We start from the raw sequence: 21,918 nt of genomic DNA, 5'->3' as shown, positions 1-21,918 counted from the left end.
GGCGCAGACGGAAAGCCGGCGCATTTGTGGCACGGCACATGCATCAGTCTCCCTGCCCCTCGCGGATCACGGGGCCACCATCTAGAGGAATCGGGTCATGAATCAGGCTTTGTGGGTCGCCAAGACCGGACTGGATGCGCAGCAGACGCGCATGTCCGTCGTCTCCAACAACCTGGCCAACACCAACACCACCGGCTTCAAGCGCGACCGCGCCAGCTTCGAGGACCTGCTGTACCAACAGGTGCGTCAGCCCGGCGGCGCGACTTCGGCGCAGACCCAACTGCCGTCCGGCCTGCAGCTGGGCACCGGCGTGCGCGTGGTCTCCACCTCCAAGGATTTCGAGCAGGGCAACCCGCAGCAGACCGGGCGCGCGCTGGACGTGATGGTCAACGGCCGCGGCTTCTTCGAAGTGCAGATGCCCGACGGCACCTCGGCCTATACCCGCGACGGCAGCTTCCAGATCAATGCGCAGGGCGAACTGGTCACCAATAGCGGCTATGCGATCCAGCCCGGCATCCAGGTCCCGGAAGGCGCGCAGTCGCTGACCATCGGCACCGATGGCACGGTCAGCGTGCAGGTCGCCGGCACCGCCGCGGCGCTGGAGATCGGTTCGTTGACGCTGAGCGATTTCATCAACCCCTCGGGCCTGCAGGCCAAGGGCGAGAACCTGTACGCGGAAACGGCCGCCTCCGGCCCGGCGCAGAACGGCACCCCTGGCCTCAACGGCCTGGGCACCACCGTGCAGGCCTCGCTGGAAGGCAGCAACGTCAACGTGGTCGAGGAGCTGGTCAGCATGATCGAGACCCAGCGCGCCTACGAGATGAACGCCAAGGCGATCTCCACCACCGATTCGATGCTCGGCTATCTGAACAACAACGTCTGATCCCGACTTTCCTGGAAACCGCCATGTCGCGTCTGTCCTCTCTCTCTCTCGTCACCGCCGCGCTGCTCCTGCCGGCGCTGCTCGGCGGCTGCACCAGCCTGGGCATCGCCGCCGGCGATGTGCGCCCGTATGCGCCGATGGCGCCGATCGTGCCGGTGGTGGCGCAGGCCGCACAGCCCAGCGCCGGCGCGATCTATGCCGCCGGCCCGAGCCTGTCGCTGTATTCGGACCGGCGCGCCCGCGACGTCGGCGACCTGCTGACCATCACCCTGGTCGAAAGCACCAACGCCAGCACCACCGCCAACACCAGCATCACCAAGAAGGACGCGGTGACGATGGCCACGCCGACCCTGCTCGGCGCGCCGCTGACGGTCAACGGCATCAACGTGCTCAACAACTCCACCAGCGGCGACCGCAGCTTCGCCGGCAAGGGCAACACCGCGCAGAGCAACACCATGCAGGGCAGCATCACCGTGACCGTGATGCAGCGCCTGCCCAACGGCAACCTGGTGATCCAGGGGCAGAAGAACCTGCGTCTGAACCAGGGCGACGAACTGGTGCAGGTGCAAGGCATCGTCCGCGCCGCCGACATCGCCCCGGACAACACCATTCCTTCCAGCAAGGTCGCCGACGCGCGCATCGCCTACGGCGGCCGCGGCGCCGTCGCCCAATCCAACGCGATGGGCTGGCTGAGCCGCTTCTTCAACTCGCGCATCTCGCCGTACTGAGGCCTGCCATGAATCTTTCGTCCCTGCCCTGCCGCCTGCTCGCCGCGTTCGCGCTGTGTGTCGGCCTGGCCACCCCGGCCGCCGCCGAACGCATCAAGGACCTGGCCCAGGTCGGCGGCGTGCGCGGCAACGCGCTGGTCGGCTACGGCCTGGTGGTGGGTCTGGACGGCAGCGGCGACCGCACCAGCCAGGCGCCCTTCACCGTGCAGAGCCTGAAGAACATGCTCGGCGAGCTGGGCGTCAATGTTCCGTCGAACGTCAATCCGCAGCTGAAGAACGTGGCCGCGGTGGCGATCCACGCCGAACTGCCGCCGTTCGCCAAGCCCGGCCAGCCGATCGACATCACCGTCTCCTCGATCGGCAACGCGGTCTCGCTGCGCGGCGGCTCGCTGCTGATGGCGCCGCTGAAGGGCGCCGACGGCCAGGTCTACGCGATCGCCCAGGGCAGCCTGATCGTTGGCGGCTTCGGCGCGCAGGGCAAGGACGGCTCGCGGATTTCGGTGAACGTGCCCAGCGTCGGCCGCATTCCCAACGGCGCCACGGTGGAGCGCGCACTGCCGGACGTGTTCGGCGGCAGCAACGAGATCACCCTGAACCTGCACCAGAACGATTTCACCACGGTGTCGCGGATGGTCGCGGCGCTGGAGAACGCGTTCGGCCCGGGCAGCGCGCATGCGGTCGACGGCGCCACCGTCGCGGTGCGCTCGCCGACCGACCCCGGCGCGCGCGTCGGCCTGCTGGCGCGGATCGAGAACATCGAGCTGTCGCCGGGCGCGGCGGCGGCCAAGGTGGTGGTCAACGCCCGCACCGGCACCGTGGTGATCGGCGCGCAGGTGCGGGTCAGCCCGGCGGCGATCTCGCACGGCTCGCTGACCGTCACCATCAGCGAAGGCAGCCAGGTCAGCCAGCCCAACGCGCTGAGCAACGGCCAGACCGTGGTCGCGCCGAAATCGACCATCACCGCCACCAACGAAGGCAGCCGCATGTTCAAGTTCGAGGGCGGCACCTCGCTGGACCAGATCGTGCGCGCGGTCAACGAAGTCGGCGCCGCGCCGGGCGACCTGATCGCGATCCTGGAAGCACTCAAGCAGGCCGGCGCGCTGAGCGCGGAGCTAGAGGTCATCTGACATGCGCATCTCGGCCTCCCCGATCGAACTGAACGCGACCACCCCGAACGATCCGGCCCGGATCGACAAGGTGTCGCGCCAGTTGGAAGGACAGTTCGCCAACCTGCTCGTCAAGAGCATGCGCGACGCCAGCTTCGGCGATTCCCTGTTCCCGGGCGAGAACCAGACTTTCCGCGACATGTACGACCAGCAGATGGCCAAGGCGCTGACCGAGGGCAAGGGGCTGGGCCTGGCGGCGATGATCGCCAAGCAGCTGGGCGGCGGCAAGAGCGCCGACGCCCCGCCGACCACTACCTCGATCGGCGCCGCGCAGGCGGCCAAGGCGTATTCGCTGGTGTCCGGCCAGGGCGGCGGCAGCGGCGGCAACGGCGCGATCGCCGGCGCATCCGCGCCGGCCGATCCCGACGCTGCGGCGATCGCCGGCGCCGGCGCCTGGAGCGGCATGGAGGCGGCGGATGCGTCGCAGCAGCAGGTCGCGCGCGTGCTCGACCTGATCGCCGGCCGCGAGACCAGCGCGATGCACGAAGCGCTGGGCAGCAACCCTGCCGACGGCAGCGCCACGCTGCCGTGGACCGGCACCGACGACCGCTGGCCGAACCTGGCCGCCACCGCGGCCGACGACGACAAGAGCATCGATGCCGGCGCCGCCGCGGCGGCCAACGCGGCCGCGGCCAGCCTCGGCGCGCGCACCCCGGAAGGCTTCGTCGCGCAGATCTGGACGCACGCGCAGAAGGCAGCCAAGGAACTGGGCGTGGACGCGCGGGCGCTGGTCGCGCAGGCCGCGCTGGAAACCGGCTGGGGACGCCGCGGCATTTCCCGCGGCGACGGCGCCAGTTCCAACAACCTGTTCGGGATCAAGGCCACCGGCTGGAGCGGCGAGCGCGTCACCACCGGCACCCACGAATACGTCAATGGGGTCAAGCAGTCGCAGAGTGCGGACTTCCGCGCCTACGCCTCGCCGGCGGAGAGCTTCGCCGACTACGTGCGCCTGCTGAAGACCAATCCGCGTTACCAGCAGGCGCTGAACGCCGGCACCGACATCCGCGGCTTCGCGCAGGGCCTGCAGCGCGCCGGCTATGCCACCGATCCGTCCTATGCGGCCAAGATCGCCGCGATCGCCGGCGGCCCGACCATCGGCCGCGCCGTCGCCGCGATCGGCAATGCCGCCGCCAGCGGCATCGGCCGCGCGTTCGCCAGCACCTCCGATCCGTCCAACAGCGCCCTGCGCTGAGGTAGCCGTCCATGTCCGTCCTCTCCACCGGCACCAGCGCCCTCATCGCCTTCCAGCGGGCGCTGGCGACCGTGAGCCACAACGTCGCCAACATCAACACCGATGGCTACAGCCGGCAGCGGGTCGCGTTCGCGACCACCACGCCGACCCGGTACGGCTCGGACTACATCGGCAACGGCACCAAGATCACCGACATCTCGCGCGTCGCCGACCAGCTGGCGACCTCGCGGCTGCTGGACAGCGGCGGCGAACTGACGCGGCTGAAGCAGCTGTCGGCCTTGTCTGATCGCGTCGACGGGCTGTTCTCCGACACCGCCACCAATATCTCCGGCCAATGGTCGAAGTTCTTCGACGCCAGCACCGGCCTGTCCGCCAACGCCTCGGCCACCGCCAGCCGGCAGAACCTGCTGGACAACGCCGGCTCGCTGGTGACCCGCTTCAAGCAGCTCAACGGGCAGATGGACGCGCTCGGCAACGAGGTCAACAACGGCCTGCTGTCCGCGACCACGGAAGCCAACCGCGTGGCCGCCGAAGTGGCCAAGATCAACGGCCAGATCGGCAGCAACGCCGCCGCGGCCGCGCCGGACCTGCTCGACCGCCGCGACCAGCTGATCACCCAACTGGTGGGCTACACCGGCGGCAGCGCGGTGCAGCAGGACGGCGGCGCGATCAACGTCTACACCGCCGGCGGCCAGGCGCTGGTGGTCGGCACCACCGCCTCGACACTGACCACCGTCACCGACCCCTACCAGCCCGGACGCCTGCAGATCGCGCTGCAGGCGCAAGGCGCCACCATCACCCTGGGCGACAGCGCGATGGGCGGCCAGATCGGCGGCCTGCTCGAATTCCGCAGCGACGTGCTGGATCCGACCAAGGCCGAACTGGGGCGCCTGGCCACCGGCCTGGCGGTCACCTACAACCAGCAGCACAAGGCCGGCGTCGACCTGTACGGCAACCTGGGCGGCGACTTCTTCTCGCTGTCCGCCCCCAGCGTGAACTCCAACGCCGCCAATACCGGCAGCGCCAGCTTCAGCGCCGCAGTCAGCGACCTGAGCAAGCTCGACGGCAAGAACCTGCTGCTGAAGTTCGACGGCAGCACCTGGACCGCCGCCCGCGCCGACACCGGCGCCAGTGTGGCCATGACCGGCACCGGCAGCAGTGCCGACCCGTTCGTGGTCAACGGGGTGACGCTGCAGCTGTCGGGCACCGCCGCCGCCGGCGACAAGTTCCTGCTGCAGCCCACCGCCGACGCGGTCACCCACCTGGGCGTGGCGATCACCGATCCGTCGCGCATCGCCGCGGCCACGCCGATCACCGCCAAGACCGACCTGGACAACCTGGGCACCGGCAAGGTGAGCAACGTGCGCGCCAGCAACGCCGCCAATCCCAACCTGCTGAACCCGTCCAGCATCGCCTTCATCGACGCCAACCAGTACACCATCGACGGCGCCGGCCCGTTCGCCTACACCGCCGGGCAGACCATCAGCGCCAACGGCTGGAGCCTGACCCTGGACGGCGCGCCGGTGGCCGGCGACACCTTCGCGGTCGGCCCCACCGGCGCCGGCTCCAGCAACAACGGCAACGCGCTGACCCTGTCCAACCTGGACGATGCCAAGGCGTTCAATGGCGGCACCATCACCCTCAACGGCGCGGTGTCAGGCCTGACCACCACGATCGGCTCGGCGGCGCGGCAGGCCAAGTACGCGGCCGACGCCCAGGATGTGATCCACACCAATGCGCAAGACGCGCGCGACTCGGTGTCCGGCGTCAACCTGGACGAGGAAGCCTCGAACATGTTGCGCCTGCAGCAGGCCTACCAGGCCGCATCGCAACTGATTTCCACCGCCGATACGATGTTCCAGTCCATCCTGGGTGCGATCCGATGAGCAACCGCATTTCCACCGGCATGATGTTCAGCCAGTCGGTCAACAACATGCTGGGCAAGCAGGCCAAGATCTCGCACCTGGAACAGCAGCTGGCCACCGGCAAGCGCCTGGTCACCGCGGCCGACGATCCGGTCGCCTCCGGCACCGCGGTCAACCTGGACCGCGCGGTGGCCGAGCTGGCGCGTTTCGGCGAGAACGCCAACAACGTGCAGAACCGCCTGGGCCTGCAGGAGAACGCGCTGGCGCAGGCCGGCGAGCTGATGGCGCGGGTCAGCGATCTGACCGTGCAGGCGAACAGTTCGGCGCTGACCACCGACAACCGCAAGGCGATCGCCTCCGAACTCACCTCGCTGCACGACAGCCTGCTGAGCCTGTCCAACAGCACCGACGGCAGCGGCCGCTACCTGTTCGCCGGCGCCGCCGACGCCAACGCACCGTTCGCGGTGGTCGGCGGCCAGGTGGTCTACAACGGCGACCAGACCCAGCGCAGCGTGGAGGTGGCGGCCGACACCCTGGTCGCCGACGCCCTGCCCGGCAGCGAGATCTTCATGCGCATCCGCACCGGCGACGGCACCGTCGACGCGCACGCGGCCGGCGCCAACACCGGCACCGGGCTGTTGCTGGACTTCAGCCGCGACGCGACCTCCGGAACCTGGAACGGCGGCAGCTACAGCGTCGCCTTTACCGCCACCGACACCTATGAAGTGCGCGACGGCGCCGGCACCGTGGTCAAGACCGGCACTTATGCCGCCGGCGAGACCATCAGCTTCGACGGCCTGAAGATGCGCCTGGACGGCGCGCCGGCGGTCGGCGACAGCTTCCAGATCGGCGCCGCCACCAACAAGGACGTGTTCTCCACCATCAGCACCCTGGCCGCCGCGCTGAACACGGACCCGATCACCGCCACCGACAAGGCCGCGCTGCAGAACACCCTGCAGTCGTCGATGCGCGACATCAGCCAGGCCTCGGCGAAGATGATCGACGCGCGCGCCTCCGGCGGCGCGCAACTGTCGGCGATCGACAACGCCGCCGAGTTGCGCGCCTCCAACGAAGTGACGCTGAAGACCACGCTGTCCTCGCTGCGCGATCTGGACTACGCCGATGCGATCGGCCAGTACCAGCTGGAGCAGTCCGCGCTCAAGGCGGCGCAGACCATCTTCACCCAGATGCAGTCGATGTCGCTGTTCAACATGATCCGCTGAATCCCCGCATTCTCTTGTTGCGCGCATGCCGGCCCGCGCCGACGGCGCTGCGGTTCGGACGGACCTCGACGCAATCCGGGCGCAACTGCAGCGCCGCCGCTCCAGCCCCGGGATGGCTTTCATCGGCCACGAAATTGCGCGATGCTCTGCCGAACGGGGAGAATGCATGACAATCAGGGAACAGGACGGCGCCCACGCCGATGTGCCGGCGGGCGCCGCTGCCGCTTCTGGCGGCGGGCCGCAGGCCGATGCGATCGAGCAGGCGCCGACCGATTGGTCGCTGCTGCCGGTCAAGCACGTCAACCAGGACTCGATGGTCGCGGAGATCTGGCGCCTGCTGCGGCAGGAGCCGGCGCTGATGGTCAGTGCCGGCTACGTGTTCCTGTCCGCGCTGGGGCTGTGGTCGAGCTACTTCTTCTACCTGCGTTTCCAGTTGTCGATCCTGGACTACCTGCAGGTGAGCGACTTCCTGGTCGCCGGCCTGCGCGATCCGGCCTACATCCTGATCCTGCTGCTGGGCATCCTGATGGCGGTCGTGCTCGGCTGGCCGGAGACGCTGCGCCGCCGCAACCCGGCCAAGGTGGAACGCCTGCGCGCGCGGCATTGGGGCTGGCGGTTGCTGTTCTCGCATTCGCCGTGGATGAACTGGGAACTGTTGGGACTGCGGCCGTTGACCGGCATGTGCATGGCGGTGGTCTGCTTCATGGCCTTCGGTGCGGCACTGTATGCCATGAACACGGCCGAGAAGATCCGCGATGGCCGCGCGGGCACGCCGGTGCAGGTGGTGCTCAGCGGCGACAGTGCGGCGCTGCCGGGCAACGCGAAATTGCTGGGGTCCAGCAGCGCGTTCGTCTTCCTGTGGTGGCCCGAGCAGCGTCGCGCCGAAGCGGTGCCGATCGCCTCGATCCGCCGACTGCAGTCGGGCGTGGTGCCGGCCAAACGCCCGGCTCCGGCAACGGCGGCGAAACCGGCGCCGGTGCCTGCCGCGGCGCGCTGATCGCCTGGACTTCACTGCCACTGGGCCGCAGGGCCGCGGATACACCGATGCCACCGGCGTTACGCCGTAGGCTCTCGGCGCCCTTCCTGGCGTAGCGCCTTCTTTATCCGCGCCTGGGCCGGATCCTGCCTCGACGCGGCCTTGATGATCTTTGCCCGCCTTTTAAGCATTGTCTCTTTGCGCCGATCTCCGGGCGGCTTTCTTGCCGCTTATCCGCAATCCGGTGAAGTCCTCCTTCGTCCGGACCGCCGCGACGCTTCTTTTATACAGAGTTCGTCATTGCCATCGGCTGCGCACGGCACCTGCGCCGGAACCCTAAAGTTTGGCAAACCGCGGCCGAAACAAGCTCTTCGCCGCGAGTGCCACAGGCTCCCGGTTCGCCGCATCGCGATATTTTCCGCAGCGAATCGCTAAAGGTTGTGACCCTCCCGCCGTTATTTATCTCAGCAGCGGCAACGGCCAATTGATGGCCCCCCTGCGGAGGCTCCAGGCACCGACAGGTTGCCGGATAAATCGCTTAGAGGAGATATCAAAATGGCACAGGTAATCAACACCAACGTAATGTCGCTGAACGCTCAGCGTAACCTCAACAGCACCAGCTCGAGCATGGCGACGTCGATCCAGCGTCTGTCCTCGGGCCTGCGCATCAACAGTGCGAAGGACGACGCCGCCGGTCTGGCGATCTCCGAGCGCTTCACCACCCAGATCCGTGGCCTGGACGTCGCCTCGCGCAACGCCAACGACGGCATCTCGCTGGCCCAGACCGCTGAAGGCGCGATGGTCGAAATCGGCAACAACCTGCAGCGTATCCGCGAGCTGTCGGTGCAGTCGGCCAACGCCACCAACTCCGACACCGACCGCGAGGCGCTGAACTCGGAAGTCAAGCAGCTCACCTCGGAAATCGATCGTGTTGCCAACCAGACCAGCTTCAACGGCACCAAGCTGCTGAACGGCGATTTCTCTGGCGCGCTGTTCCAGGTCGGCGCGGATGCCGGCCAGACCATCGGCATCAACAGCATCGTCGACGCCAATGTCGATTCGCTGGGCAAGGCCGGCTTCGCCGCCGACCAGACCAGCACCGCCGCCTTCGTCGCCGGCACCGCGACCGCTTCGGGCAGCATCTCGGGCATCTCGGTTAACGGCAAGTCGATCGCCAGCGTCAGCGTCGCCGTCGGCGACACCGCCGCCGACATCCAGAAGAAGGTCGCCGCGTCGATCAACGACAAGCTGGACCAGACCGGCGTGTACGCCTCGGTCGACAACGCAGGCAAGCTGAAGCTGGAATCGCTGAAGGCTGGCACGGACTTCTCGTTCACCGCCGGCACCAGCAGCGCCACTGGCGTGACCGTGGCTTTCGGTGGCGTTGCTGCCACCGCCACCGCGGTGGCCGGCAGCACCAGCACCCTGGAAGACCTGGACATCTCCAGCTTCTCCGGCGCCCAGCGTGCCCTGGAAATCGTCGACAAGGCGCTGACCTCGGTCAACTCCTCGCGCGCCGACATGGGTGCGGTGCAGAACCGCTTCACCTCGACCATCGCCAACCTGAGCTCCACCTCGGAGAACCTGTCGGCCTCGCGCAGCCGCATCCGCGACACCGACTACGCCAAGGAAACCGCCGAGCTGACCCGCACGCAGATCCTGCAGCAGGCCGGTACCGCGATGCTGGCGCAGGCCAAGTCGGTCCCGCAGAACGTGCTGAGCCTGCTGCAGTAACAGCAAGCGCACACGCAACGATCGAAGGCCCCTCCGCAAGGAGGGGCCTTTTCGTTTTCCGCCGCCCGGCCGGCACAGGACTTGCATTGGGTTCGGGGCATTCCCGACATGCGCGGACGGCTCAAGAACCGCCGTCCGCCGCCGATACCCCTATCTACCGCTGGCCTCCGTGCCCGCTATCGTAAGGACGCCCACCCATGGCTACTTCATCGCTTTTTGCCGTCGGCTCCGGTATGGACGTCGCCGCCGTGGTCAAAACCTTGGTCGCCGCGCAGCGCGCGCCGCAGGAAAACCGGATCAACGCGGACGGCACCGCGTCCAGCGCCAAGCTTTCGGCGCTGAGCACGATCAAGGGCGCGCTGTCCAACCTGCAGACGGCGATGAACGCGATCGCCAAGAGCGCCGACAAGAGCGCGGTCAAGGCCACCGTCGCCGACGGCGCCGGCTATACCGCCAGCGTCACCGACAGCGCCACCGCCGGCAACTACAGCATCGAGGTGGTGAAGCTGGCCGAACGGCAGAAGCTGACCTCGGCCGCCTATGCCGACAAGGCCGTGGTCGGCGACGGCACGTTGACGATCGGGTACGGCGACAAGTCGCTGAACGTTACCGTGGCCGAAGGCAGCAAGCTCAGCGATGTCGCCGCGGCGATCAACAAGGCCGCCGGCGGCAACGGCGTGACCGCCAGCGTGGTGAGCGCCGACGACGGCGACCACCTGGTGCTCAACGCGGTCGATTCCGGGACCAAGGGCGCGCTGACCATCAGCAGCGCCGGCGGCAACGGCGGACTCAGCGCGCTGACCTACGGCAGCGGCAACGGCGGCGGCCTGACCCAGACCGTGGCCGCGGCCGACGCGATCGTGCGCGTGGACGGTTTCGAGCGCACCTCCAGCAGCAATGCGGTGGCCGACCTCGTCCCTGGCATCACCTTGAATCTGACAAAGGCCGCGGAAGGCACCAAGTACAGCCTGACCATCGCCAACGACAGCACCAGCCTGAAGGCGAACATCACCGCGTTCGTCACCGCCTACAACACCGCCAACACCCTACTGAAATCTTCCAGCGCCTACGACGCCACCAACGACAAGTCCTCGGCACTGACCGGCGACTCGATGGTGCGCGGGCTGCAGCAGTCGCTGCGCAAGCAGGTCAGCGAAAACGTGGTCGATCTCAAGGCGCTGGGCGTGACCATCGACAAGAACGGGGCGATGAGCTTCGACAGCGCCAAGTTCGACAGCGCCGTCGCCAGCGACCCGACGTCGGCCAAGGCCATGTTCGGCACCGACGGCGGCTTCACCGCGGGCATGACCACGCTGTTGAACAGCAACCTGGATACCACCAGCGGCACCATCACCCAGCGCACCGCCTCGCTCAACAAGCACATCACCGACCTGACCAACCAGCTCAGCAACCTGGACAAGCGGATGGAAACGCTGACCAAGCAGTACACCGACAGGTTCACCGCGATGGACACCATCGTCGCGAAGATGCAGACCACCAGCGACTACCTGGCCAAGCAGTTCTCTTCCAACAACTGATAATCGTTATCGAGATGCTCTTCACGGGACTCAAGTCGGACCGCCCAGTGGCCGATAACGTGTGTATCGACAGTCATTCCGGCCCAGCTCCGAATACCGCCGCCGTGGCGCCATCGCCACGTACGGCGGCAAGCGGCCGCTACGCCACCCGAGGGAGTTTTCCATGCACGGTTCCAGTCGCCAATACGCCGAGCAATACCGCAAGATGAGCGTGTCCACCAGCATCACCGATGCCGACCCGCACAAGCTGGTCGCGCTGCTGTTCGCCGGCGCCTGCCAGCGCATCCGTCAGGCCCAGGCCTGCCTGGCGCAGGGCGATCAGGCGCGCAAGGGCAAGGCGATCGGCGAAGCCTGCGCCATCGTCGGCCACCTCAACGGCTCGCTGGACCACGAGGCCGGCGGCGAGATCGCCAACAACCTCTCGGCGCTGTACGACTACGTGATGCACCGGCTCACCGAAGCCAACCTGCACAACGACGAAAGCGCGCTGGTCGAATCGCTGGAATTGCTCAGCGAGATCGACGCGGCCTGGAATGCCATTCCGCTGCAGCAGCGCGAACTGGCGCCGGTCGCCGCGCTATGACCGTCAGCCTCGACGCGCTGCACGCCGAACTGCAGCAGCTGCAGCAGGCGCTCGATAGCGACGAGCACGCGCTGGCCGAGCGCCTGGTCGCCGAGCACGACCAGCATCTGCGCCACTACCTGCAACAGACCGGCGCCGACGTCGCACGCGATGGCCTGGCCTCGCTGCTGACGCTGCAACAGGCGATGATCGCGCAGATGTGCCAGGCGCGCGACGAAGCCGGCGACTGGCTGCGCGCCAACCGCCAATCCAACAATGCCGCACGCGCCTATTCGCAGGCCGGATCGCTGAGATGAACAGCGTGTCCGACGGTACCGCGCACCATCCCGCCGAGACCGAGCTGTTCCACGACACGCTCAGCTGCGAACTGGCGCTGCCGGCCGATTTCAAGCTCGGCAACGGCATCGGCCGCTTCGGCGCCGGCGAAGCGCTGCTGCGCGGCCTGGCCCAGATCGAGGACCTGCGCAGCGACGACGGCAGCGAGGAACGCGGCGACCAGCCGCTGCAACTGCAACGCATGGACGCCAAGCTCGACCTGATGCTGGTGCTGCTCGGCCGCCTGGCGCGGCAACACGAAGACACCTTGCCGCTGCGTCCATTGCGCTGGTCGCGCCGCGGACTGAGACTGGAGCTGGGTTCGCGCTCCGGTGCCGCCCCCGGCGCCGCCGGCCTGCTGCGCCTGCAGCCCTCCGACTGGCTGCCCGACTACCTGGAACTGCCCGTGCAGGTCCTGGCCGAAGCCGTCGCCGGCAGCGGTTTCTACCTGTGGCTGCGCTTCGAAACCCAACCGGCGGGCATGGAAGAAGCCCTGGAGCGCCACCTGTTCCGCCTGCACCGGCGCCAGATCGCCGACAACCGGCGTGCGGCCGAGCGGGCGCCGCCCGCGCCGTGAGCGGCGGCGAGGTTGGCGGCAGCGGCGCGCTCGGCTAAGGTGCGGTACTAGTAGAGAGGGACTTCCACCGTGCGAGTCATCATCGTCGACGATCACACCCTGGTTCGCGCCGGCCTGAGCCGGCTGTTGCAGGCGTTCGCCGACGTCGACGTGGTCGCCGAGGCCAGCAACGCGCAGCAGGCGGTGGACCTGACCACCCTGCACCGCCCCGACCTGGTGCTGATGGACCTGTCGCTGCCCGGGCGCAGCGGCCTGGACGCGCTGAGCGACGTGCTGCAGACCTCGCCCAAGACCCGCGTGGTGATGATGTCGATGCACGACGACCCGGTGCACGTGCGCGACGCGCTGGACCGTGGCGCCACCGGCTTCGTGGTCAAGGATGCGGCGCCGCTGGAACTGGAACTGGCGCTGCGTGCGGCCAGCGCCAACCAGGTCTTCCTGAGCCCGCAGATCTCCTCGAAGATGATCGCGCCGATGCTCGGCCGCGAACGCCCGGTCGGCATCGCCGCACTGTCGCCGCGGCAGCGCGAGATCCTGCGCCAGATCGGCCGCGGCCAGAGCAACAAGGAAATCGCCTCGGACCTGGGCATCAGCGTCAAGACGGTCGAGACCCACCGCGCGCGGATGATGGAATCGCTGGGCTGCCGGCGCGCCAACGACCTGGTGCTGCTGGCCGCGCGTCATCAGAACGAACTGACCTGAGTCGCGGGCAACCGAAGCAGCGCGCAACGGATTCCCGACACGCCGCACTGGCATGGCGCTTGCCTTAACCGGTCAGCTGCCGCCGTGAACCTGGCGAAGCCCGCCAGCACTGGCTCTGCAGCGCCGGTCGACCGGCACCCCCTACGCGCATGTAGGGATTTTCCCTACGGACTGTCGGGAATTTGACTACCTCGCTCAGGAACCTCCCGATTCTGTTACCGTCGGATGGCAAGCACTATGCATTCCACGGGCGCCAGAGGCTTGGCGCCAAACCGAGGAAGTTCGCATGAAGCCGACCGTCTCCGCCCAGCTAGGCCAGCACCTCCACCTGACGCCGCAGTTGCTGCAGTCGATCCGATTGCTGCAGCTGGACGGGATGCAACTGGAAATGGAAGTCCGGCGCGCGCTGGAGAACAACCCGCTGCTGGAACTGGAAGAGCCGGAAGGCGTGCTCGAGCCGGTCGTCGATCACGACAACGCGCTGGAAACCGCCGCGTTCGACGAGCTGCCCGAATCCTCGATGTGGGACATCCCCGCCGCCGGCTGGAGCGAAGGCGAGGACGACCGCATGCAGCGCATCGCTGCCGGCGAATCCACCGACCCGCAGGTGCGGGTGTTGCAGCGCCTGGCGCTGGAACTGGACGAGCGCCAGCTGGAAGTGGCCGCGTTCTGGCTGGAACACAGCGACGATGCCGGCTACCTCGACGGCGCGCTGGACACGCTGACCCTGCTCGCCTGCGCGCGCTTCGACCAGCCCGCCGCGCAGGTGGAGGCGGTCCGCCAGCGGCTGCTGCACGGCGACCCCGCCGGCCTGGCCGCCTGCGACCTGCGCGAATGCCTGAGCGTGCAGCTGGCCGCCCTGCCCGGCCGCGTCGCCGGCCGCCACCTGGCCGCGCGCATCCTGGCCGGCGACCTGAACCTGCTCGCCAGCCACGACTACCCGCTGCTCGCGCGCCAGCTCGACGCCGAGGCCGACGACGTGCGCGAGGCGGTGCGGCTGATCCTGTCGCTGCAGCCGCGTCCCGGCGACAGCCTGCTGCCGGAAAACCTGGGCCACGTGATCCCGGACGTGGTCGCCTGGCACAGCGACGGCACCTGGCGGGTCGCGCTGAACCCGGCCACCACCCACCGCGTCACCGTCAACCCGATGCACGAGCGCGCCCTGGCCGAGGCCGGCGAGGCGGCGGCGCCGCTGCGCGAGATGCTGCAGGAAGCGCGCTGGCTGACCCGCGGGCTGTCGATGCGCTACGAGACCCTGCTGCGCACCACCCGCGCCATCGTCGAACGCCAGGCCGCGTTCCTGGTCAAGGGCGAGGAAGCGATGGCGCCGCTGACCCTGAAGGAAGTGGCCGACGCGATCGGCATGCACGAATCCACCGTGTCGCGCATCACCACCGGCAAATACCTGCAGACGCCGCGTGGTACCTTCGAACTGAAGCATTTCTTCGCCGTGCGCCTGGAAGGCGCCGCGGTCTCGGGACAGGCGGTGCGCGCGATGGTGCGGCGCCTGATCGAATCCGAGCCGTCGGGGCGACCGCTGGCCGACGAGGCGATCGCCGGCTTGCTGGCGCGCCAGGGCGTGAACGTGGCCCGGCGCACCGTGGCCAAGTACCGTGAACAACTGGATATCGCCCCCGCCCGCGAACGCCGTCGCGCCAAACCGCTGCTGGCCCGCGCGAGCTAAGGAAACAATGCATATGAACAAATTGTCCGTGCTTCTGGTCGACGACCACGAAGGCTTCATCAATGCCGCGATGCGCCACTTCCGCAAGCTCGACTGGATGGAGGTGATCGGCAGCGCCGCCAACGGCCTGGAGGCGATCGAACGCTCCGAGTCGCTGCGCCCGCAGGTGGTGCTGATGGACCTGGCCATGCCCGAGATGGGTGGGCTGCAGGCCACGCGCCTGATCAAGACCCAGGACCAGGCCCCGTACATCGTGATCGCCAGCCATTTCGACGATGCCGAACACCGCGAGCACGCCATGCGCGCCGGTGCCGACAACTTCGTCAGCAAGCTGTCCTACATCCAGGAAGTGATGCCGATCCTGGAGGGCTTACGCACAGAGGGAGTACCGGCATGAGCGAATCGCGCATCCTGGTGATCGACGACGACGCGGTACGCGCCGAACGCACGGTCAGCCTGCTCGAGTTCATGGACCTCAACCCACGTTGGGTGACCGACGTGGCCGACGTCAACCCGGGGCGCCACCGGCAGAGCGAGTGGATGGCGATCCTGGTCGGCGGACTCGACGACCAGGCCCAGGCCGACGCGTTCTTCGGCTGGGTCGCGCGCAGTCCGCTGCCGCCGCCGGTGCTGCTGCTCAACGGCGAAGCGCAGGCGTTCGCGCAGCGCCACGGCCTGCACGAAGCCAACGTGTGGCAACTGGAGGCGCCGCTGCGCCACGCGCAACTGGAGACCCTGCTGCGCCGCGCCAGCCTCAAGCGCCTGGACGCCGAGCACCAGGCCGGCGCGGTGCAGGACAGCGGCCCGACCGGCAACAGCGAAGCGGTCGTGCGGCTGCGGCGGCTGATCGACCAGGTCGCCGCGTTCGACACTACCGTGCTGGTGCTGGGCGAGTCCGGCACCGGCAAGGAAGTGGTGGCGCGCGCGATCCACCAGCAATCGCCGCGCCGCGACGGCCCGTTCGTGGCGATCAACTGCGGCGCGATCCCGCCGGACCTGCTGGAAAGCGAACTGTTCGGCCACGAGAAAGGTTCCTTCACCGGCGCGCTGTCCGCGCGCAAGGGCCGTTTCGAAATGGCCGAGGGCGGCACCCTGCTGCTGGACGAGATCGGCGACATGAGCCTGCCGATGCAGGTCAAGCTGCTGCGCGTGCTGCAGGAGCGCAGCTTCGAGCGCGTCGGCGGCAACGTCACCATCCGCTGCAACGTGCGCGTGATCGCCGCCACCCACCGCAACCTGGAGGAGCGCATCGCCGGCAACCAGTTCCGCGAGGACCTGTTCTACCGGCTCAACGTGTTCCCGATCGAGATGCCGGCGCTGCGCGAGCGCAGCGACGACCTGCCGGCGCTGGTCAACACCATCGCCGCGCAGCTGGCGCGCACCGGCCGCGGCGAAGTGCGCTTTTCCGAGGAGGCGCTGCAGGCGCTGCGCGGCTACGAGTGGCCGGGCAACGTGCGCGAGCTGACCAACCTGGTCGAGCGCCTGGCGGTGCTGCACCCCAGCGGCCTGGTGCGGGTGCAGGACCTGCCGGCGCGCTACCGCGGCGACTTCGCCTCTTCGATCGACGTGTCGGCGCCGCCGGCCCCGATCGCGGCGCCGGATCCGCGCCGCGTGCCCAACGTGGTCGATCTGCACGTCGGCCCCAAGGCCTTTGCCGATCCGGCCGAGTCGGCCGCGCAGGCCGCGGCGACGCTGCCGGAAAGCGGACTGGACCTGCGCGGGCACATGGCCAACATCGAGCTGGCGCTGATCAACGAAGCGCTGGAGCGTACCCAGGGCGTGGTCGCGCATGCGGCGCAACTGCTGGGCCTGCGCCGCACCACGCTGGTGGAGAAACTGCGCAAGTACGGCATCGACCGCGACCAGACCGAACTGGCCAGCTGAGCCGGCACGTCGACATTCACCCCAGCGGCCACCGCAACTGTGACCCAGGAGCTTCTCGCATGACCGTCGTTCTGACCTACGGCACCTTCGATCTCCTGCATGTGGGCCACATAAATCTGCTGCGCGGCGCGCGCGAGCTAGGCGACAGGCTGTTGGTCGGACTTTCCAGCGATACGTTCAACGCGCTCAAGCACAAGAGCGCTCTGCAGGACTATGCCAGCCGCGAAGCAGTATTGCGCGCGATCCGCTACGTTGACGACGTTTTTGTCGAAGATAGTTGGGAGCAAAAGGCCAACGACATCCGCAAGTACCACGGCGACCTGCTGGTGATGGGATCGGACTGGCAAGGTGAGTTTGATTTCCTCTCCCGCTATTGTCAGGTGCGCTATCTGCCGCGCACCGAGAACATCTCCAGCTCTTCACTGAAAGCGCTTGCGCGCGAGAATGCGCCAGCGTCGCAAGCTGCCGCCGATGTCGCCGTGCTACCGCTGCGTTCCTCGCGCTGACGCGCGCCATGGAGCCGAGTGTGCGGGAACTCGCTTTCGATGTGCCGAGTGGGTTGTCGCTGCATGACAATGTGTTGCGCGTAGCGCTTCAGTGGGTGCCGTCGCGGCGTGCCGAGGCATGGGAACTGCGCCTGGTCAGGCGCGATGGCGGCGATACGCTCGTTGCCGCGTGTGAGGCCGTAGCCGGCGAGCTGCGTGCTGCAGTTCCGATTCATCCGCTGCTCGACGCGCCGGCCGGCCGCTGGGATGTGCAGTTGTGCCGCAGACAGTCCAACGGCGAAACGGTGCTGCCACTGATCTCGTCGCCGAGTCCCGGTCACCCGCGGCATTTCCTTGAGCAGCGCGTTGGCGCGCACGGTTTGTCGGCCTATCTGAGTGATAGCGTGGGCTCGCTGGTGTTGTACGTTGCTCCGCACGCACAGCACCAGCGCATGGTGGCCGCAGAGAACGCCAAGGCCCGTTTCGGGGACTGGCTGCGGGAGCTGCCACTGCAGGAAGATCTGGTCCTGTTCGAGAGCTTCCTCGGCAAGAGCTACGCCGGCAATCCGCGCTATGTCTACGAAGCCTTGCGTGAGCTTCGCCCGGACCTGCGCTGCGCCTGGGCCTACAGCGGCAATCAGCCGATTCCAGGCGATCCACCGCGGGTGGTGCGTGGCTCGCCCGACTACTACCGGCTGCTGGCACAGGCCAAGTACCGGGTCAACAACGTGCTCTTCGCCGCGCCTGGGCGCAAGCCGGAGACAGTGTACTTACAGACTTGGCATGGCACGCCGTTAAAGCGACTTTCCTACGACATCGAGGTCGCCGGGCCGGAAGCCGACGCGCGCGAGAATTTCTACCGCGAATCGCGCGGCTGGAGCGTACTGCTCAGCGAGAACTCTTACTCCACCGAAATCTTCCGCCGCGCCTTCCGCTACTGCGGGCCAATCCTGGAGACCGGCTATCCGTTGACCGATCCATTGTTCAATCCCGTCCTAGACCGAGCCGCGTTGGCAGCGCGCCTGGGCCTGTCTTCGGATCACAGCTTCGTGCTGTATGCGCCAACGTGGCGCGACCACAAGCCAATCGGGGCATGGCGTTTCGATTTTGACCTACAGTTGGACCTGCAGGCGTTGTCTTCGGCGCTGGCGCCGAAGCAGACGTTGCTGGTCAAAGCTCACCATTTGGTCGCCGCGCGCCTGGATCCTGACGCTCTACCGGCCAACGTGGTAGACCTTTCGCACTTGGACGACATTAACGAGCTGTGCCTGCTCGCCGACGTGCTCATCACCGACTATTCTTCGGTACTCTTCGACTATGCCGTCACTGGGAAACCGATCCTGTTCTACTGCTACGACTTGGAGCTGTACGCGTCGGAGATTCGTGGTTTCTACCTAGACGTGGAGCGCGACCTGCCCGGCCCGCTGGCGCGCACCACCGCGGAGTTGGTAGCGCTATTCGGCGATCTGCCGACGGTCACTGCGGCATATGCAGGGCGCTACGCCGCCTTTCGTCGTCGCTACTGCGCATTGAACGACGGAAACGTGGCACGGCGCGTGATTGAAGCCGTATTTGGAGGCGCTCCTTGATCCTAAATGCGCTCGTCTTCCCCTGTGGTTCGGAAATAGGTCTGGAGATCCACGCAGCGTTGAAGTACAGCAAGGTTGTGCGCGTTCACGGCGCTTCGTCGGTATCCGATCACGGGGAGTTCGTCTACGCGCGCTATCGGCAGATAGACGCACATGTCGCATCGACCGACTTCATCGAGCAGCTCAATCAGCTGATCGATGAATGGAAAATCGACATCGTGCTTCCTGCACATGACAGCGTGATTCCAGTGCTGGCCCAGCATCATTCGAAATTGCGGGCCGCGGCGATGGTCCCAGACGCCGAAACCGCAGCACTATGCCGCAACAAGAACCTCACCTACGCACGGCTACGTCCGCTGGGCATAGTGCCTGCCGATATCGATAGTGCAACGCCGGGTTATCCGATCTTCGCCAAGCCAGCGGTCGGCCAAGGCAGCCAGGGCGCGGAACGCGTAGACAACGCGGCCCGCCATCGCCAACTGCGCGACAGCCCCATCGAGTACGTTTTCAGCGAATATCTTCCTGGCGCAGAATATACAGTGGACTGCATCTCCGACCACGCCGGCGCTCTGCTGCATGCCGCCCCGCGCGCGCGTAGCCGGATCAAGGGTGGCATCAGCGTGCGCACCGAGCCGGTCGCTACCGATCCGTCGATCGACGCGATGGCCGCTTCGATCGCTGCAGAACTGAGGCTGCGCGGCGCATGGTTCTTCCAAGCGCGCCGAGATGCGCAAGGCGTGCCCAAGCTGCTCGAAGTGGCGCCGCGCATAGCCGGCTCGATGGGACTGTCACGCAACCTCGGCGTCAACTACCCGCTACTGAGCATCTATGCGCACTTGAGCATGCCTTTCAGTGTCTGCGCGCAAAACTACCCAATCCAAATGGACCGCGCCCTGCACAGCCGGTTCCGTACCGGGCTACGCTACGAGCGGGTATACCTGGATCTGGATGATACTTTGATAATCGATGACCGGGTCAACCCGCTGCTGATGGCGCTGCTTTACCAGTGGTCCAACCGCGGCGTCAGGGTCAGCCTGATCACCCGCCATGCGCACTGTCCGCGACAGACGCTGGCGCACTACCGCATCAGCGCCGAACTGTTCGACGAAATACTGCATATCGAGGATGGCGCGCCAAAGAGCCGGTACGTCACGCACACCAAAGGAGCCTTGTTCATCGACGACTCCTACCGCGAGCGATGCGACGTACTCGATACCCATGGCATCCCGGTTTTCGACGTGGACGCCATAGAACAACTGCTGGAGTGGCGCGCATGAACCCGATCCAAGCGGCATCTGAACCCGATGCTATGCCGCTGCTTTCGCTTGTGGTGCTGGTCTACAACACGGCCCCCTACCTTCCGGCATGTTTCGACTCGCTACTGACGCAGCGCTACACCAACATCGAGATCCTGGCAATCGACGACTCCAGCAGCGACGACAGCCTGGCGATCTGCCGCGACTACGAGGCACGCCATCCAAACTTCCGCTGCCTGACCAAAGACAACGAAGGCGGCGCAGTGTCGGGCAACCTAGGCATCGCGATGGCGCGCGGTGAGTACGTGGCGCTGGTCGATTCGGACGATGTGGTGACGTCCGATGGCTATGCACTGCTGATCGCCGAGGCGCTGCGCTGTGACGCCGACATCGTCATCGGACGCGCCGCGCGACTCACCGATGATGGCGCTCACTCTTCTGTCGCATTCTTATACGAGCCGTTCGTGTGGAGCCGGCGCAGGGTGATCGATTCGGTGACAGAGTTCCCCGACATCATTCACGACGGCTTTTATTGGAACAAGGTGTTCCGCACCACGTTCTTGCGTGAACACCAGCTGGGCATGGTTCCCGGCCTGCTCTATGCGGATCGCCCGTTCGTGCATAAAGCCTACTTCCTAAGCCGACGCACCGCGATCATCCCCGAACTGGTATATCTATGGCGCGTTCGCGCGGCCGGCGGCCAGGCATCGATCACGCAGTCAATCAGTACGGCGGCTAATTTCAGCGACCGGATGCGTTCGGTGGCGATAGAATGGGACGATTTTGCCCACGTTCCCGTCGGCGAGACGTATCGCCGCGCGATCGCGGTTACCAACCTGCAACGTGCGCTATACACGGCAATCGGCGTGGTGTCCTCGCCATCATTCCGGAAAGTGTTCGTGCCGGCGATGCAGCAGCTGCTGGCACTGTATGGGGACTTGGACTATCGCTCACTGGGGGCGCGCCGTTCGCTTTACCTTGAGCTGATCAAGACCGGTCAAATCGAAGGCTTGTGCTTTCTGCTCGGTGTGACCATGGAGAACTGCTGGATTGCCGAGATCGACGGTGCCTGCTATTGGCGGCAGCCATTCCTGGACAATCCTGAGGTGCCGATTGCGCGCGAGGTGATGCGGATCGACTTTCCCACCATCGGATTTTTCCGTCTGTGCGGCGTGCAGTTAACCGAGCAACGGCTGCTTATCGAGCTTGAGATGCACGATTGGATCACGACTCGCTGCGATGACCTGGAGCTGGAACTGCATTCGCTGTACGGCGAAGGAGGTATCACCCTGCGACCGATGGGGCGGTTGCGCGCCCATGTCTACGGGTTTGAGCTGCCGCTGGACCAGGCCTGGGAACCGGGCGGACTGTACGGACTGATCCTGCAGTTCCGCAGCGGCGGCATTCAAGGGCGCTATCGCATCGGGCTTAAGATGATGCTGCCCGAGGTGCTGCTACAGTTGCCGCTGCTCAACAGTCGCGGCCGCCTGCTGCATTCGCCGGAGGCCGGCGGTGTAGGTTTTGCGGTGGACTGAGCG

At 66.9% G+C, this 21,918-nt stretch carries 20 protein-coding genes; all 20 read left to right on the top strand.

Annotated elements, in window-relative coordinates; all coding sequences use genetic code 11:
• Positions 1–97: 97 nt before the first annotated feature.
• The 20 genes from flgG to VDQ83_RS02420 all read left to right on the top strand — a co-directional run bounded on the left by flgG (position 98) and on the right by VDQ83_RS02420 (position 21,915).
• A complete protein-coding gene (gene flgG / locus VDQ83_RS02515; RefSeq protein WP_263398274.1) occupies positions 98–883 on the top strand; it encodes a flagellar basal-body rod protein FlgG in 786 nt (261 codons plus the stop codon).
• Positions 884–906: 23 nt separating this feature from the next.
• Entirely contained in the window at positions 907–1,611 is a 705-nt protein-coding gene (gene flgH / locus VDQ83_RS02510; RefSeq protein WP_263398273.1) for a flagellar basal body L-ring protein FlgH, read from the top strand.
• An 8-nt stretch (positions 1,612–1,619) separates the two neighbouring features.
• Complete coding sequence (locus VDQ83_RS02505) at positions 1,620–2,738, top strand: flagellar basal body P-ring protein FlgI (RefSeq protein WP_309915807.1); 1,119 nt, start codon at positions 1,620–1,622, stop codon at positions 2,736–2,738.
• A 1-nt stretch (position 2,739) separates the two neighbouring features.
• On the top strand, positions 2,740–3,969 hold the full coding sequence (flgJ, locus tag VDQ83_RS02500) for a flagellar assembly peptidoglycan hydrolase FlgJ (protein WP_455433733.1): 1,230 nt from the start codon (positions 2,740–2,742) through the stop codon (positions 3,967–3,969).
• Positions 3,970–3,980: 11 nt separating this feature from the next.
• Positions 3,981–5,855, top strand: a complete 1,875-nt coding sequence (gene flgK, locus VDQ83_RS02495; protein ID WP_455433732.1) for a flagellar hook-associated protein FlgK — start codon at positions 3,981–3,983, stop codon at positions 5,853–5,855.
• Positions 5,852–7,057 carry a flagellar hook-associated protein FlgL gene (gene flgL / locus VDQ83_RS02490; protein ID WP_263398269.1) on the top strand — a complete coding sequence of 402 codons (1,206 nt, stop codon included), beginning with the start codon at positions 5,852–5,854 and terminating at the stop codon, positions 7,055–7,057. The genes flgK and flgL overlap by 4 nt, the downstream gene beginning before the upstream one ends.
• Positions 7,058–7,223: 166 nt before the next feature.
• Positions 7,224–8,054 carry a hypothetical protein gene (locus tag VDQ83_RS02485; RefSeq protein ID WP_455433731.1) on the top strand — a complete coding sequence of 277 codons (831 nt, stop codon included), beginning with the start codon at positions 7,224–7,226 and terminating at the stop codon, positions 8,052–8,054.
• Between the two features lie 534 nt (positions 8,055–8,588).
• Entirely contained in the window at positions 8,589–9,767 is a 1,179-nt protein-coding gene (locus tag VDQ83_RS02480) for a flagellin (protein WP_263398267.1), read from the top strand.
• Positions 9,768–9,964: 197 nt separating this feature from the next.
• A complete protein-coding gene (gene fliD / locus VDQ83_RS02475; protein ID WP_309915791.1) occupies positions 9,965–11,305 on the top strand; it encodes a flagellar filament capping protein FliD in 1,341 nt (446 codons plus the stop codon).
• 163 nt (positions 11,306–11,468) lie between these two features.
• Positions 11,469–11,888 (top strand): flagellar export chaperone FliS, encoded by a 420-nt coding sequence (gene fliS / locus VDQ83_RS02470; protein ID WP_263109365.1) that lies wholly within the window; start codon positions 11,469–11,471, stop codon positions 11,886–11,888.
• On the top strand, positions 11,885–12,184 hold the full coding sequence (locus VDQ83_RS02465; RefSeq protein WP_455433730.1) for a hypothetical protein: 300 nt from the start codon (positions 11,885–11,887) through the stop codon (positions 12,182–12,184). The genes fliS and VDQ83_RS02465 overlap by 4 nt, the downstream gene beginning before the upstream one ends.
• Entirely contained in the window at positions 12,181–12,780 is a 600-nt protein-coding gene (locus VDQ83_RS02460) for a PilZ domain-containing protein (protein ID WP_263398264.1), read from the top strand. Before VDQ83_RS02465 ends, VDQ83_RS02460 begins: the two co-directional genes overlap by 4 nt.
• Positions 12,781–12,849: 69 nt before the next feature.
• Positions 12,850–13,482, top strand: coding sequence for a response regulator (locus VDQ83_RS02455; RefSeq protein ID WP_263109368.1), 633 nt, complete (start codon positions 12,850–12,852; stop codon positions 13,480–13,482).
• Positions 13,483–13,768: 286 nt separating this feature from the next.
• Entirely contained in the window at positions 13,769–15,166 is a 1,398-nt protein-coding gene (rpoN, locus tag VDQ83_RS02450) for an RNA polymerase factor sigma-54 (protein WP_309915781.1), read from the top strand.
• A gap of 13 nt (positions 15,167–15,179) precedes the next feature.
• Positions 15,180–15,563: a response regulator gene (locus tag VDQ83_RS02445; protein ID WP_010341669.1), complete on the top strand. Its 384-nt coding sequence runs from the start codon at positions 15,180–15,182 to the stop codon at positions 15,561–15,563.
• Complete coding sequence (locus VDQ83_RS02440; protein WP_263398262.1) at positions 15,560–17,050, top strand: sigma-54 dependent transcriptional regulator; 1,491 nt, start codon at positions 15,560–15,562, stop codon at positions 17,048–17,050. Before VDQ83_RS02445 ends, VDQ83_RS02440 begins: the two co-directional genes overlap by 4 nt.
• A 59-nt stretch (positions 17,051–17,109) precedes the next feature.
• Positions 17,110–17,556 carry an adenylyltransferase/cytidyltransferase family protein gene (locus VDQ83_RS02435; RefSeq protein ID WP_455433729.1) on the top strand — a complete coding sequence of 149 codons (447 nt, stop codon included), beginning with the start codon at positions 17,110–17,112 and terminating at the stop codon, positions 17,554–17,556.
• A gap of 20 nt (positions 17,557–17,576) precedes the next feature.
• Positions 17,577–19,124 (top strand): CDP-glycerol glycerophosphotransferase family protein, encoded by a 1,548-nt coding sequence (locus tag VDQ83_RS02430; protein ID WP_455433728.1) that lies wholly within the window; start codon positions 17,577–17,579, stop codon positions 19,122–19,124.
• 59 nt (positions 19,125–19,183) lie between these two features.
• Positions 19,184–20,401: an ATP-grasp domain-containing protein gene (locus VDQ83_RS02425; RefSeq protein WP_455433727.1), complete on the top strand. Its 1,218-nt coding sequence runs from the start codon at positions 19,184–19,186 to the stop codon at positions 20,399–20,401.
• Positions 20,398–21,915 carry a glycosyltransferase gene (locus VDQ83_RS02420; RefSeq protein WP_455433726.1) on the top strand — a complete coding sequence of 506 codons (1,518 nt, stop codon included), beginning with the start codon at positions 20,398–20,400 and terminating at the stop codon, positions 21,913–21,915. The genes VDQ83_RS02425 and VDQ83_RS02420 overlap by 4 nt, the downstream gene beginning before the upstream one ends.
• Positions 21,916–21,918: the final 3 nt, after the last annotated feature.

The organism is Xanthomonas sp. WHRI 7945 (assembly GCF_035026585.1).
This window is presented reverse-complemented; position numbering and strand designations above follow the sequence as displayed.

Coding starts and splice junctions, on each gene's coding strand:
- flgJ (WP_455433733.1), top strand. CDS start 2,740: ATGCGCATCTCGGCCTCCCCGATCGAACTGAACGCGACCACCCCGAAC.
- VDQ83_RS02420 (WP_455433726.1), top strand. CDS start 20,398: ATGAACCCGATCCAAGCGGCATCTGAACCCGATGCTATGCCGCTGCTT.
- VDQ83_RS02445 (WP_010341669.1), top strand. CDS start 15,180: ATGAACAAATTGTCCGTGCTTCTGGTCGACGACCACGAAGGCTTCATC.
- flgG (WP_263398274.1), top strand. CDS start 98: ATGAATCAGGCTTTGTGGGTCGCCAAGACCGGACTGGATGCGCAGCAG.
- flgH (WP_263398273.1), top strand. CDS start 907: ATGTCGCGTCTGTCCTCTCTCTCTCTCGTCACCGCCGCGCTGCTCCTG.
- VDQ83_RS02480 (WP_263398267.1), top strand. CDS start 8,589: ATGGCACAGGTAATCAACACCAACGTAATGTCGCTGAACGCTCAGCGT.
- fliS (WP_263109365.1), top strand. CDS start 11,469: ATGCACGGTTCCAGTCGCCAATACGCCGAGCAATACCGCAAGATGAGC.
- rpoN (WP_309915781.1), top strand. CDS start 13,769: ATGAAGCCGACCGTCTCCGCCCAGCTAGGCCAGCACCTCCACCTGACG.
- fliD (WP_309915791.1), top strand. CDS start 9,965: ATGGCTACTTCATCGCTTTTTGCCGTCGGCTCCGGTATGGACGTCGCC.
- VDQ83_RS02485 (WP_455433731.1), top strand. CDS start 7,224: ATGACAATCAGGGAACAGGACGGCGCCCACGCCGATGTGCCGGCGGGC.
- flgL (WP_263398269.1), top strand. CDS start 5,852: ATGAGCAACCGCATTTCCACCGGCATGATGTTCAGCCAGTCGGTCAAC.
- VDQ83_RS02435 (WP_455433729.1), top strand. CDS start 17,110: ATGACCGTCGTTCTGACCTACGGCACCTTCGATCTCCTGCATGTGGGC.
- VDQ83_RS02440 (WP_263398262.1), top strand. CDS start 15,560: ATGAGCGAATCGCGCATCCTGGTGATCGACGACGACGCGGTACGCGCC.
- flgK (WP_455433732.1), top strand. CDS start 3,981: ATGTCCGTCCTCTCCACCGGCACCAGCGCCCTCATCGCCTTCCAGCGG.
- VDQ83_RS02460 (WP_263398264.1), top strand. CDS start 12,181: ATGAACAGCGTGTCCGACGGTACCGCGCACCATCCCGCCGAGACCGAG.
- VDQ83_RS02465 (WP_455433730.1), top strand. CDS start 11,885: ATGACCGTCAGCCTCGACGCGCTGCACGCCGAACTGCAGCAGCTGCAG.
- VDQ83_RS02505 (WP_309915807.1), top strand. CDS start 1,620: ATGAATCTTTCGTCCCTGCCCTGCCGCCTGCTCGCCGCGTTCGCGCTG.